Below are 11765 nucleotides of genomic sequence, written 5' to 3' on the forward strand. Positions count from 1 at the left end.
TCACATTATGGTTAAACGTGCGTTATTGGCACTCTTCGGGTTGATGACTTTTTCGGCCAATGCCGTGGTCATTTTACAGTATCACCATGTGTCAGAAACCACGCCGGCGGCGACGAGCGTCACGCCTGCACAATTTCGTGAGCAAATGCAGTTCTTGGCGGATGATGGCTTTAAGGTGATTCCGTTATCGCAGGTGGTCGAAGCGATAAAAAACAAACAAGATTTACCCGCCAAAACGGTGGCGATTACTTTCGATGATGGTTATCGCAGCATTGCGACCACAGCGCATCCCATCCTAAAGGAATTTGGTTTTCCCTACACCTTATTTGTGGCAATTGAGCCTATTAAACAAAAGTTTACTGAGATGATGACTTGGGAGCAGCTCATCACGCTCTCCAAGGAAGGTGCTGATATTGCTAACCACAGCTGGGCCCATGAGCATCTGATCCGTAGGCTGGACAATGAATCTCAAAGCCAATGGCTAGCGCGAATTAAAGCCAATATTCAGGACACCGAAAACGCGATTCGTGAGGCGACGGGGCAGAACTTTAAAATGCTGGCCTATCCCTATGGCGAATACAATCAGGCGATTCAGGATATGTTGAGCGACAATGGCTTTGTCGCCTTTGGCCAGCAGTCTGGTGCGGCGGGGCCTTATTCGCCACTCACGGCGCTGCCGCGCTTCCCTGTAGCGGGGCAATATGCAGATCTAAAAAGCCTAAAAGCCAAGTTATACAGTCTCAATATGCCAGTGCTTGAGCAAACGCCTACCGATCCTGAGCTTAAGGGGGGACATTGGCGCCCCGAGCTTAAGGTTAAACTCGATATGAGCGATATTTCCGCCAAGCAAGTCATGTGTTATATCCAAGGGCAAGGCGCTAAATCGCCGACTTGGAGCAGTGATAATGAATTTAGTATTCAAGCCGATTTAGCCCTGCCAGCGGGGCGTTCACGCTACAATTGCACGGCGCCAAGTAAGACGCGCAATGGTTATTACTGGTTTTCGCAGGCATGGGTGAGACCCAAAGACGACGGCACTTGGGTTAAAGAGTAACACGTCAGCGGCGGCTATTTAGGTTTGTAGCTTTTGACGATTTTATCGAAGTCGCTGATCAAGGCTTGGTTGAGTACTTGAGGGGCTTTACCTAAGGCAGCAGTGGGTTTAAACACCGCAACCCGCGTGCCTTGGGGAGAAACCAGTACATAACCAGCGCTATGATCGACTTGATAATTATCCCCTTCGCCGACCATGGCGTAGATCAGTCCTAGGCTGCGGGTGAGTGGGAAGATTTGGGCTTGCTCACCCGTCACCGCCTTAAACTCAGGATTAAAGAAATTCACGTAGGTGAGGAGTTTCTCTGGGGTATCCCGCTTCGGATCAACGGATAAAAACACGATTTGAATGGGCGCAATTTTTTTCAGCTCAGGATAGGCGGCGGCGAGTTTGTTTAAGGTGGTCGGGCAGACATCGGGGCAATAGGTAAAGCCGATAAAGAATAGGCTCCATTGGTCCTTCAAACTTGCATTGGTAAAGGGTTGTTGATGTTGATCGACAAGCTCAAAGGGCGCTAGCTCGAACGCCTCGGGAAACAAAAAACCACTCTCTAACTCAACGGGCTTAGGTGGATTGAACTTCACTGCAAATAGTCCGCCCAATCCTATTAGTAGAATCGCTATCACTAAGATCTTGTTGGAGATTCTTTGTTGCATATTTTGTCCTCAGGCCATGCCCGTCCTATGCCCATCGAGCGTTGCACATTACGCCCAAAGATAGTGGTCGAGCAGTAATGCCATAAATAACAACATTAAATGATAAATCGAGAAGCGAAACACTTGCATCGCCAGTCCTTCACGATCCTGATACTTTAATTGCCACGCCTTATAGATAAATCCGGTGCTTAGTATGCTTGAGCACACAAAGTAGAGCGGTCCACTCATCCCGACTAATACGGGCAATAGACAAGCCATCGCCAGCAAAATCGTATAGAGCAAGATACAGGTCTTAGTAAATTCTACCCCATGGGTCACGGGCAGCATGGGAATATCCACTTTGGCATATTCTGCGCGTCTGTGAATCGCCAGCGCCCAAAAATGCGGCGGCGTCCACAGGAATATGATGATCACTAGCAATAGCGCATGACCATGGAATTGATTCGTCACCGCTGTCCAACCCAACAAGGGTGGCATCGCGCCCGCTAAACCGCCAATTACAATATTTTGCGGGGTGGCCCGTTTTAAATAGGTGGTATAAACCAAGGCGTAACCAATCAAGCTGGCAAAGGTGAGCCAAGCGGTGAGCGGGTTAGTAAAAACATAGAGGATCACAAAACTTAGGCTGCCTAAGAGTGCCGCGAACAACAACGCCCTCGTCGCCGAGACCCGTCCTTTGGGGAGTGGGCGATTGTAAGTGCGTGCCATCATGCCGTCGATTCGCCTATCTATCAGGTGGTTTAAGGCTGCGGCTGACCCCGCCATCATGGCGATACCTAAAAGTCCTGCGACCAAAGGTTGTACGGGTAATATCGTTGGCATGGCCAAGCACATGCCGACTAAGACGGTGAGCAGCATTAAAGCCACTACCTTAGGTTTGGTCATCTCGAAATAGGCACGCCAAGCCACATTAACACTAGGGTGACTACTGATTGAGAGCGGTTTTGCCATGGTTAAACCCTCGATGTTGAAGATGGCTTATGCCAAAGAAAATAGTTAATTGCGACTAGGGCGAGTAGCAATAATGCCGCGCCGCCATTGTGGGAAACGGCAATCCCTAGTGGTAAATGCATCACCACGTTTGAAATCCCTAAACTGACTTGCAGTATCACTAAGGCGACCAACAACAGGCTTAGGGCCTTGAGCTGAGTGCTGAAAAATAATTGATAGGCGAGCAACAACAATAGGCTGGCGGTAATGATGGCGCCAATGCGGTGGGCGATATGAATGGTCATGCGGGCATGGTAATCCAATACGCCAAATTCAAAGCTTGGGTGTTGCCCTTGGAAAGGGGAAAACGCATCGGCAATAGCGAGGTTGTCCATCCAATTACCTTCACAAATCGGTAAAGCTGTGCAGGCGAGGGCCGCATAGTTGGAGGAGGTCCAAGCGCCGAGCATGATTTGGCCGATAAGCACCAGCAGACTCAACAGCGCCAGTTTCGGCAAGTGTTTACTCTGGCCAATGAATTTAAGGCTCGTGCCAATCCGCGAACCATGGGAGCCATTAAATCCTGCATCCGCAACACGCTGACTGTGAATATCAGCGGTTTCGAAAATTCGCTTGGGTCGTGTTCGCAGATACAGCAATAGCAAGAGCGAGAGTAAACTAAAGCCGCCAATTAAATGGGACATCACGACAATCGGCATTAGTTTCATCGTCACAGTCCACATCCCCAACGCTGCCTGAAATATGATGAGTAACACTATGGCCAAAGGTAGTTTTTTGGGAGCTTCGGATGTTTTTAGGCAGAGAATAAAAACCAGTAAGACGAGGATGCCCAAGGCACCCGCAATATACCTGTGGATCATCTCGAGCCAAGCTTTTTCGGGATGGATATCGTGGTCGGGAAATAGGGTTTGGGCATGGGAGATCTCATGGTCGTGGGTGGGCACTTTGATATGGCCGTAGCACCCTGGCCAATCTGGGCAGCCAAGTCCAGCGTCCGAGAGCCGAGTGTAAGCTCCCATTAAAATCACTAACAGGGTAAAGACTATGGTGACGCGGAGGAGCCAAGTCAGTTGCATTAGTCTACCCTCGATAGTTTCAATAACTTACGGAGATCCGCGACCAAGGCCTTACCCTGAGCTAAATGTGCCGCCTTGCCTTGCACTTGGGGGTAACGCAGCACGAGTGCGCCGAGTGGATCGACAATAATCAGCTGTTGTTGGTCAAGCCATTGGCTGAGGCTTTGGCTGGCGGGCTGAGTGTTAAAGTTAAAGCTGCTTAATGCGTTTAAGTCACTGTCTGGATTCACCAGAATAAGCGGTTCGACACGAGCCTGATCTGGCCCTAAGGCGGTATGACTCTGACGCAGGATATACAAGCGTTCGCGGCAAGCTTCATCGCACTTTGCGGGCAATAAATACAGCAGTTGCCATTCCTTAGGCTGAGGATTGTTAAGGCCAAGACTGGTATAACTGGTTTCTGGGCTGATGAGCTCACCGTGGTTGGTGGAGCCGCCTTGATACCAATGCATGCTCAGCACTAACTTAGCGATGACCACAGGCGCGATAAAGGCCAGTAGCAATAACCCCAATGCGCGGTATTTGGCTGTTTGTTGGGAGTCCATATTTGCTCCTCTTATTGTTCCTAATGCTTTGTTTTATTGTTTTTTATTAACATCTTGCTGGTATCTGTTACTCGGTCTTAGTCGCTTCCTTATCGGCTTGATGCCGGTGTCGTGATTTTTTGAGGTATTTCATTGTTTGCCAACCCATCAGCCCCACAAACACAGTTGCCATGGCAAACCATTGCAATGCATAACCCCAATGTTTTTGGGCCGAGAGCGGGAAAGGCTGCCAAGGATGAGGCAAGGTCTGCGCTGGTTGTAATTGGGGTAAGACATCGGGTTGTAGCACCACCGGCAGAATGGCATGCCCTAACAGCTGTGCCATCTCGGGTAGATTAAGATTTTGAAACCGAATCCGTTCGCCTTGTTCCGTGGTAAAGGGTTCTGCCAGTAAGTGATGGCTCAAGGGATTAATCTGTTTTTGATAGAGGCGGCCTGTAAGAGCCAGTTCACCGACTATGGGGCTGACTTCGGGCAAGGCATCTCGGTGGGATTTCGCGGCAATAAAGCCGAGTTCGAGTAACAACCAAGGCTGCTCGGCATTACTTGCCTGATTTGCTGACGTTATTTGCAGTAATTGAAAGGCGAGATAGCCCACTTGCCCTTGATAGACCTGATTGTCGAGCAACCAGATTTGTGGATTCGCGGGTTTTGCTTGAACTTGTAAGCGGTAGCCCGTGACGCTGCCTTTAGCCAATTCAGCGATGAGCTGTTCAGGATTGAGTGTGGCAGCGGATTGTCTCGCCTCCATTTGTGCTAACAGTTCGGTTTTTTCAACTGCCCTATCCATTTGCCACAAACCTAGCTTGACCAAAACCACGAATACCACCACAGTCAATATCAGTAGTAACGACACTCCCCTATGCAACCAAATAAATCTTGGTAACCAAATCAATTTGGCGAGCAAAACATAAGGATAGCGTATGAACATCCCGCTCATTTTTAAGTGTGTTTTAGTACTGCTGTTGCTGTTTATCATTTTTAACCTAGGCAGAGCCTTAATTATTATGGTTAAAGGTGACGACCAAACCGCTGAACACCCGGTGCCAATGAGCCGCTATTTGGGCCGTAGGGTGATGTTTTCTGTACTGGTTATCCTGCTCTTGCTGGTGGCTTTAGGGACTGGACTGCTTGGTCTCAATCCCACGCCTTAAGTTTTCAACTTATTGTTTCAACGAATATTTAAAGCACATAAACAAAGACGAACAGGCAGAGCCAAACCACATCGACAAAGTGCCAGTACCAACTGCCTGCTTGGAAGGCAAAATGTTTATCCGCACTAAAGTGGCCTTTTAACACTCTGAAAAACAAGACTAATAGAAAGATAGTGCCCAAGGTGACATGCATGCCGTGGAAACCCGTCAGCAGGAAAAAGGTGTTGCCATACACGCCCGAGGTGAGCGTTAGCCCCATCTCATGGTAGGCATGGCTGTATTCCTCTGCCTGCAAAGCAAGGAAGCTAATTCCGAGCAAAATCGTGAGTCCCAACCAGAGGGTGATGGCCGAACGCTTACCCTTTTCTAAGCTGGTATGGGCAAAATGCAGCGTGACAGAGGAGGTTAGCAGCACAATGGTGTTGACCAGCGGTAGTCCATTCCATGGCATGGCTTCGGTTTTGGTGCCATCTGGCGTGGTGAGGAGTGGCCAAACGGCCTCGAAGTGCGGCCACAGGACTTCGTGGGTCATGGCGTTATTAGACGCGCCGCCGAGCCAAGGTACTGCGACCATGCGGGCGTAAAATAAGGCGCCGAAGAAGGCGGCAAAGAACATCACCTCGGAGAAGATAAACCAGCTCATGCCTTGGCGAAACGATCTGTCCATTTGATGGGAGTAAAGGCCCGTCATCGATTCCTGAATAACGGTTCTAAACCAGCCTATCAGCATAAACAGGATGACGGCTATGCCTGCTAGTAGAATATAGCCGCCACCGGAAGCGCCAGATTTGAGTTGATGAACAAAATGTCCCGCCCCAAAGGCGATTAAAAACAAGCCGATAGCACCAACAATCGGCCAAGCACTCTGGGCGGGGACGTAGTAAGTCTCATGTTTAGTGGTCATTTTGCAGCTCCTTGCTCTATGGCAGACGCTAACTGCTTGTCGGTAATGTCGTAGAGGGTGTAAGAGAGGGTTAAGGTGTGGATAGACTCGGGTAATTGAGGATCCACGAAGAAGATCAACGGCAGCTCGGCGCGACTCGCGGCGGCTAAGTGTTGTTGGTTAAAGCAAAAACATTCGGTTTTATTGAAATAAGCTGCGCCTTGGCCGGGCGAAATAGAAGGAATCGCCTGGCCCACGATTGCTCTATTCGAGACATTTTGCGCCAGAAATGCCGTGTGGATGAGTTCTCCCGGATGCACTTCGAGCCGTTTCGTTTGTGGCTCAAATTTCCACGGCATGCCCGTCTGCACCTGCGAGATAAACTCCACCGTTACCACCCGGTTCTTATCCACAGTGATCGCCTGATAACTGCTGGGAGTATTAGAGGTTTTTCCATTAATACCCAGTTTTTCGCACAGCACATCGTAGAGCGGCACTAAGGCGAACCCAAAGCCAAACATCGCAAGGCAGCCCAGCACCAACAGGCTAATGAGCTTACGGTTGGACTTGATGTTTTGCTGATGGGGTTGGCCTTGCATGTTATTTCACCTCGGGTGGCGTGGTGAAAGAGTGATAGGGCGCTGGGCTTGGTAGGGTCCACTCTAAGCCTTCGCTGCCTTCCCAAGGTTTGGCGGGCGCCTTTTCGCCGCCCCGAATGCACTTAATTACCAGCACGAGGAAAATCAGCTGAGATAGCCCAAACGCAAAACCCCCAATCGACACGATTTGATTTACATCGGCAAATTGAATCGAGTAATCGGGAATTCGCCTTGGCATACCCGCAAGACCTAAGAAATGCATCGGGAAAAATAACACATTGACCGAAATCACCGAACACCAAAAATGCCACTGGCCGAGCTTTTCGCTGTACATATACCCGGTCCATTTTGGTAGCCAGTAATAGGCCGCTGCCATGATGGAGAAAATCGCACCCGTGACCAACACGTAGTGGAAGTGAGCCACCACAAAGTAAGTATCGTGGTATTGGAAGTCGGCTGGCGTGATGGCGAGCATCAGGCCAGAGAAGCCGCCAATAGTGAACAGAATAATAAAGGCCACCGCGAACAACATTGGGGTTTCAAAACTCAGTGAGCCGCGCCACATGGTCGCTACCCAGTTAAACACTTTTACCCCTGTCGGCACGGCAATCAGCATAGTGCAGTACATAAAAAACAGCTCGGCAAACACAGGCATACCGGTGGTGAACATATGGTGCGCCCACACGAGGAAGGACAAAATCGCAATACTCGCCGTGGCATACACCATGGATGCATAGCCGAATAATGGTTTACGGCTGAAAGCAGGAACTATGGCAGAGATAATGCCGAAGGAAGGCAAAATCATGATGTAGACTTCGGGGTGACCGAAGAACCAGAAGATATGCTGGAACATCACAGGATCGCCGCCGCCTGCCGCCTCGAAGAAGCTAGTACCGAAAAACTTATCGGTTAACACCATAGTGACGGCACCAGCGAGTACGGGCATAACGGCGATCAGCAAGAAGGCGGTAATCAGCCAGGTCCATACGAACAGTGGTAACTTCATCCACGTCATGCCGGGAGCGCGCAGGTTGACTATGGTTACGATCACGTTGATGGCACCCATGATCGAACTTATCCCCATGATATGGATCGAGAATACAAATAATGCTGTGCTGTCGGGGCTATAAGTGGTCGAGAGTGGTGCGTAGAAGGTCCAACCAAAGTTAGGGCCGCCGCCTTCCATAAACAATGAACTCAACAATATTGCAAAGGCGAAGGGCAGGATCCAAAAACTCCAGTTGTTCATACGTGGAAGCGCCATATCAGGCGCACCAATCATCATCGGGATCAGCCAGTTAGCTAGTCCGGTAAAGGCTGGCATCACTGCGCCGAATACCATGATTAGCCCATGCACTGTGGTCATTTGGTTGAAGAAGTTAGGCTCAACGAGTTGTAATCCGGGCTGAAAGAGTTCGGCGCGGATCACCATGGCCATCGCACCACCGGTTAAAAACATTATGAAACTAAACCATAGGTACAGGGTGCCAATGTCCTTGTGGTTAGTGGTGAGTAACCAGCGCATGATGCCTTTAGGTGCACCGTGATGGTGTTCATCATGGGCGGCAATTTGATCTTGAGTCAGTGTGCTCATCTTAATCCCCTACTGTCCATGGCGTGCAATATCAGCGGGTTGCACTGTATCGCCGGTATTGTTGCCCCACGCATTGCGCTCATAGGTAATGATGGCAGCAAGTTGTTGTGGTGTGAGTTGGTTGCCAAATGCCTGCATCGCCGTGCCCGGTTTACCGTGCATCACTATATCGATGTGATTGGCGACTGGGCCTGTTGCAATAACGCTACCAGCAAGGGCGGGGAAGGCGGGAGGCATACCTGCACCCGTTAGCTGGTGGCAGGCGGCGCAAACTGTGGCATAGGTCTTTTCTCCTTCGGCCATCAGTTCATCATGGCTAAGCGTGGGAAGACTCGCGGGGTCGACACTGGCGATGGGCTCTGTCGCCGCTTTGGGCGCATCGGTGGTTGAGGGGGGCGGAGTCGTTGTTACTGGTTCGCTATTGGTGCCACCGGATTTATGGGCATCAACGTCTTTGGCTTGCACCGCATCCCCAGTGTTATTGCCCCACGCATTACGCTCATAGGTAATCACTGCGGCAATTTCTTGGGGCGTTAATTGTTTACTGAAGGCTTGCATGGCCGTACCCGTTTTACCATTGAGCACGATTTCAAGATGACCGCTCAGTGGCCCAGTAGCGATGGGGCTGCCTTTGAGATGTGGGAATACGCCTTTGAGACCTTCGCCATTAGGTTGATGGCAGGCTGCGCAGTGACCAAGGTAAACTTGCTCACCTTGAGTCATCAGCTCTTCTTTACTCAGTGTTTGTGATAAGGCGGCTTGTGCGGCTTGCGCTGCGGCATTGGCAGCTTGTTTTTGTTCTGCAACCCAAGCATCGAACTCGGCTTCGGGCAGTGCCTGAACCACTATCGGCATAAATCCATGATCTTTGCCGCAAAGTTCGGCACATTGACCACGGTAAATGCCGGGTTTATCGATACGGGTCCACGCCTCGTTGATAAACCCTGGGTTAGCATCTTTTTTCACTGCAAAATCTGGTACCCACCATGAATGGATAACATCTTCAGAAGTCATCAGAAAGCGGATTTTTCTATTTACAGGCAGGACAAGGGGCTTATCGACCTCGAGTAAGTAGTGCTCTCCCTTGGCCTCACTACCTTCGATTTGAGGTCTTGGTGTGGCGAGAATACTGTAAAACTCAATATCTTGATCGAAATAGCTGTAATGCCACTTCCATTGCGATCCTGTGACTTTTACCGTGAGATCGGCATTGCTGGGGTCTTCCATGGCAATCAGAGTTTTAGTTGCCGGAATCGCCATTAAGATCAGAATGATAAAGGGAATTATCGTCCAAGCGATCTCAACTTTTGTACTCTCATGGAAGTGTGACGCGACCGCGCCCTTGGATTTTCTGTGGTTGATCATGGCATAAATCATAACGCCAAAAACCACTAAGCCTATCGCGCAGCAGATATACAGAATCGTCATGTGCAGGTGGTATACCTTGCCACTGATTTCTGTTACGCCAGGCGTCATATTGAACCGCATGTCTGCTGCGGCCAACGGTGGGGCGAATAGCACCACGAGTAAACAATACAACCATTGCTTCACAAGACTTCTCCTCTGCTAATTGCAAATAGCAACTACAAAGAAGAGCAACACAGTAAGTCTCAACTCTATGCAAACTCTTCAGTTCCCAAAAAAGTGTTTCTGACTTCAACGTGCGTTGGCGGCTTACTTATGATCAAGTATTGTTACTGCTGGTATTAGCCACACTGGCACATACTGCTGAATAAACCCATTATTCTCAATTTTTGTGGGCGAGCGATATTCGAAAATAACGCGATATTTCTGCCTAAACAGGCGATATATCATGTGCGCCTAAATCAAACATACTTGCTGTTTAAAAATTGATCAAGATCACTTCTTTTTCTAATTGTCTGAAAAATTGCCAAAAAAAAGCCTCACATTCACAGGTGAGGCGGCTTTCAAGGCTAAATACGGTGTGAAAAATTTTTAATGAACAGAGCTGAAAAATGCGGGTTGAGTAAATTTAGCCGATTGTGTGAGATTGATGCTAGAAGGTTGGTCATTCGTTGAACCTTCAAGCACGATACCCATTGCACGTGCGCTCTTTGCTACAATTTGTAGGCGACGATTATCGCGAGTATCTAGGGCGTTAATCCAAGTAATCACTGCGCTAGATGTGCCACTGGTTAAGGCTTTTTCCATCGCCCAAAGGGTTTCGACCTCATCTTTTGCGTGAACCAATAGTACGCGATCCATACGCACACCTGCGTTTGCTAATAGCTGCTTGTAGCCAATACTAGGTGGGTTGATGAGCACTATCCATCTTCCCTGTTGGCTCAGTTGGGCAAGTTGTTTGCTCAGCTGTGTCAGCTCTTGGCGCCCTTGGCTCTGAGTTGGCATAGTGACTATTGATGTATGCTGCCAGTCGGTCTCTGTATCTCGAACCGTATCGAGCCATAAACCGGGGTGACGCGGGGCATTACCTAATAGTTTGTTCATAGCCAATCTCCATTGCGGATCACCCCTACGGCGAGCCCTTCAATTGTTAGACTTTGGAAACTCAAATCGACTTTAATCGGTGAATAGTCTTCATTCTCGGCATGTAGGTAGACTAAATTACCTTTTTTTTCAAAGCGTTTTACGGTTACATCATCATCAACGCGAGCAACAACAACTTGTCCATTGCGCGCTTGTTGTACTTTATGAACGGCAAGCAGGTCACCCTCAAGGATGCCGATATTCTTCATACTGTCGCCTTTTACGCGCAGCAGGAAATCGGCAGCAGGGTGGAACATGCTGGGGTCGACTTGGTAATACTGTTCGACATGCTCTTGGGCGAGAATAGGTTCACCCGCTGCCACTTGGCCAATCAGTGGCAAGCCTGTTTCGCGGTTATCTTCTTCCTCTACAGGGAGACGGATCCCGCGGGAAGTACCAGGCATGATCTCGATGCAGCCTTTTTTCGCCAATGCCTTAAGGTGTTCTTCTGCGGCATTTGCACTTTTAAAACCCAAACGGGTGGCAATTTCGGCCCGAGTGGGTGGCATGCCAGTCTCGGCAATATTACGTTTAATCAGCTCTAAAATTTCGGCTTGGCGTGGCGTCAACGGTCTCATGGTATTTCCTGTTTTTCTATACAGTTACTGTTATTATATACAGTATTATTGGTAGTGCAAGTATTAACCACTTTTAACTTGGTCAGCTAGATCTGCAAATAACCATAATCGTCATCTATGGGGTGAATGCCATTTGCACGGTATCAATAAATGGTGTTGCCTAAAGT

At 49.2% G+C, this 11765-nt stretch carries 13 protein-coding genes; 2 read left to right on the forward strand and 11 right to left on the reverse strand.

The genetic code is table 11. The annotated features are described in order from the left end of the window. Positions 1-7 precede the first annotated feature (7 nt). Positions 8-1054 carry a polysaccharide deacetylase family protein gene (locus tag MMG82_RS04100; RefSeq protein ID WP_241406509.1) on the forward strand — a complete coding sequence of 349 codons (1047 nt, stop codon included), beginning with the start codon at positions 8-10 and terminating at the stop codon, positions 1052-1054. A gap of 14 nt (positions 1055-1068) precedes the next feature. Here MMG82_RS04100 and MMG82_RS04105 read toward each other — a convergent pair whose 3' ends face one another. The 5 genes from MMG82_RS04105 to MMG82_RS04125 all read right to left on the reverse strand — a co-directional run bounded on the left by MMG82_RS04105 (position 1069) and on the right by MMG82_RS04125 (position 5261). Next, complete coding sequence (locus MMG82_RS04105) at positions 1069-1698, reverse strand: SCO family protein (RefSeq protein WP_241406529.1); 630 nt, start codon at positions 1696-1698, stop codon at positions 1069-1071. A 60-nt stretch (positions 1699-1758) separates the two neighbouring features. Continuing rightward, positions 1759-2661: a heme o synthase gene (cyoE, locus tag MMG82_RS04110; RefSeq protein ID WP_241406510.1), complete on the reverse strand. Its 903-nt coding sequence runs from the start codon at positions 2659-2661 to the stop codon at positions 1759-1761. Positions 2662-2663: 2 nt separating this feature from the next. Beyond that, positions 2664-3737: a COX15/CtaA family protein gene (locus tag MMG82_RS04115; protein WP_169547261.1), complete on the reverse strand. Its 1074-nt coding sequence runs from the start codon at positions 3735-3737 to the stop codon at positions 2664-2666. Beyond that, entirely contained in the window at positions 3737-4282 is a 546-nt protein-coding gene (locus MMG82_RS04120) for a hypothetical protein (protein WP_169547260.1), read from the reverse strand. The genes MMG82_RS04115 and MMG82_RS04120 overlap by 1 nt, the downstream gene beginning before the upstream one ends. 67 nt (positions 4283-4349) lie before the next feature. Beyond that, positions 4350-5261 carry an SURF1 family protein gene (locus tag MMG82_RS04125; protein WP_241406511.1) on the reverse strand — a complete coding sequence of 304 codons (912 nt, stop codon included), beginning with the start codon at positions 5259-5261 and terminating at the stop codon, positions 4350-4352. Here MMG82_RS04125 and MMG82_RS04130 point away from each other — a divergent pair. Next, complete coding sequence (locus MMG82_RS04130) at positions 5206-5436, forward strand: DUF2909 family protein (protein WP_047537887.1); 231 nt, start codon at positions 5206-5208, stop codon at positions 5434-5436. The genes MMG82_RS04125 and MMG82_RS04130 overlap by 56 nt on opposite strands. A gap of 28 nt (positions 5437-5464) precedes the next feature. Here the strand turns inward: MMG82_RS04130 and MMG82_RS04135 are convergent, their stop codons facing one another. From MMG82_RS04135 to lexA, 6 genes are all read right to left on the reverse strand, one after another. Next, positions 5465-6340 carry a cytochrome c oxidase subunit 3 gene (locus MMG82_RS04135; RefSeq protein ID WP_241406512.1) on the reverse strand — a complete coding sequence of 292 codons (876 nt, stop codon included), beginning with the start codon at positions 6338-6340 and terminating at the stop codon, positions 5465-5467. Beyond that, a complete protein-coding gene (locus tag MMG82_RS04140; RefSeq protein ID WP_241406513.1) occupies positions 6337-6918 on the reverse strand; it encodes a cytochrome c oxidase assembly protein in 582 nt (193 codons plus the stop codon). The genes MMG82_RS04135 and MMG82_RS04140 overlap by 4 nt, the downstream gene beginning before the upstream one ends. Position 6919: 1 nt before the next feature. After that, on the reverse strand, positions 6920-8512 hold the full coding sequence (gene ctaD / locus MMG82_RS04145) for a cytochrome c oxidase subunit I (protein ID WP_144345306.1): 1593 nt from the start codon (positions 8510-8512) through the stop codon (positions 6920-6922). Between the two features lie 9 nt (positions 8513-8521). Next, the gene (coxB, locus tag MMG82_RS04150; RefSeq protein WP_047537899.1) at positions 8522-10063 is read right to left on the reverse strand and encodes a cytochrome c oxidase subunit II; all 1542 of its coding nucleotides are present in this window, start codon (positions 10061-10063) and stop codon (positions 8522-8524) included. A 405-nt stretch (positions 10064-10468) separates the two neighbouring features. Continuing rightward, on the reverse strand, positions 10469-10981 hold the full coding sequence (locus MMG82_RS04155; RefSeq protein ID WP_037423689.1) for a SulA-like leucine-rich domain-containing protein: 513 nt from the start codon (positions 10979-10981) through the stop codon (positions 10469-10471). Further along, positions 10978-11598 carry a transcriptional repressor LexA gene (gene lexA, locus MMG82_RS04160; protein WP_037423686.1) on the reverse strand — a complete coding sequence of 207 codons (621 nt, stop codon included), beginning with the start codon at positions 11596-11598 and terminating at the stop codon, positions 10978-10980. Before lexA ends, MMG82_RS04155 begins: the two co-directional genes overlap by 4 nt. Positions 11599-11765 lie beyond the last annotated feature (167 nt).

The sequence above is a fragment of the Shewanella sp. MM_2022_3 genome (genome assembly GCF_022557375.1).
GTDB classification, from domain to species: domain Bacteria; phylum Pseudomonadota; class Gammaproteobacteria; order Enterobacterales; family Shewanellaceae; genus Shewanella; species Shewanella xiamenensis.

What these genes read in the sequence shown, in the direction of transcription:
- cyoE (WP_241406510.1), bottom strand. Translation starts at nt 2,661, where the DNA reads ATGGCAAAACCGCTCTCAATCAGTAGTCACCCTAGTGTTAATGTGGCT.
- MMG82_RS04155 (WP_037423689.1), bottom strand. Translation starts at nt 10,981, where the DNA reads ATGAACAAACTATTAGGTAATGCCCCGCGTCACCCCGGTTTATGGCTC.
- MMG82_RS04130 (WP_047537887.1), top strand. Translation starts at nt 5,206, where the DNA reads ATGAACATCCCGCTCATTTTTAAGTGTGTTTTAGTACTGCTGTTGCTG.
- lexA (WP_037423686.1), bottom strand. Translation starts at nt 11,598, where the DNA reads ATGAGACCGTTGACGCCACGCCAAGCCGAAATTTTAGAGCTGATTAAA.
- MMG82_RS04115 (WP_169547261.1), bottom strand. Translation starts at nt 3,737, where the DNA reads ATGCAACTGACTTGGCTCCTCCGCGTCACCATAGTCTTTACCCTGTTA.
- ctaD (WP_144345306.1), bottom strand. Translation starts at nt 8,512, where the DNA reads ATGAGCACACTGACTCAAGATCAAATTGCCGCCCATGATGAACACCAT.
- MMG82_RS04100 (WP_241406509.1), top strand. Translation starts at nt 8, where the DNA reads ATGGTTAAACGTGCGTTATTGGCACTCTTCGGGTTGATGACTTTTTCG.
- MMG82_RS04140 (WP_241406513.1), bottom strand. Translation starts at nt 6,918, where the DNA reads ATGCAAGGCCAACCCCATCAGCAAAACATCAAGTCCAACCGTAAGCTC.
- MMG82_RS04120 (WP_169547260.1), bottom strand. Translation starts at nt 4,282, where the DNA reads ATGGACTCCCAACAAACAGCCAAATACCGCGCATTGGGGTTATTGCTA.
- MMG82_RS04125 (WP_241406511.1), bottom strand. Translation starts at nt 5,261, where the DNA reads ATGATAAACAGCAACAGCAGTACTAAAACACACTTAAAAATGAGCGGG.
- MMG82_RS04135 (WP_241406512.1), bottom strand. Translation starts at nt 6,340, where the DNA reads ATGACCACTAAACATGAGACTTACTACGTCCCCGCCCAGAGTGCTTGG.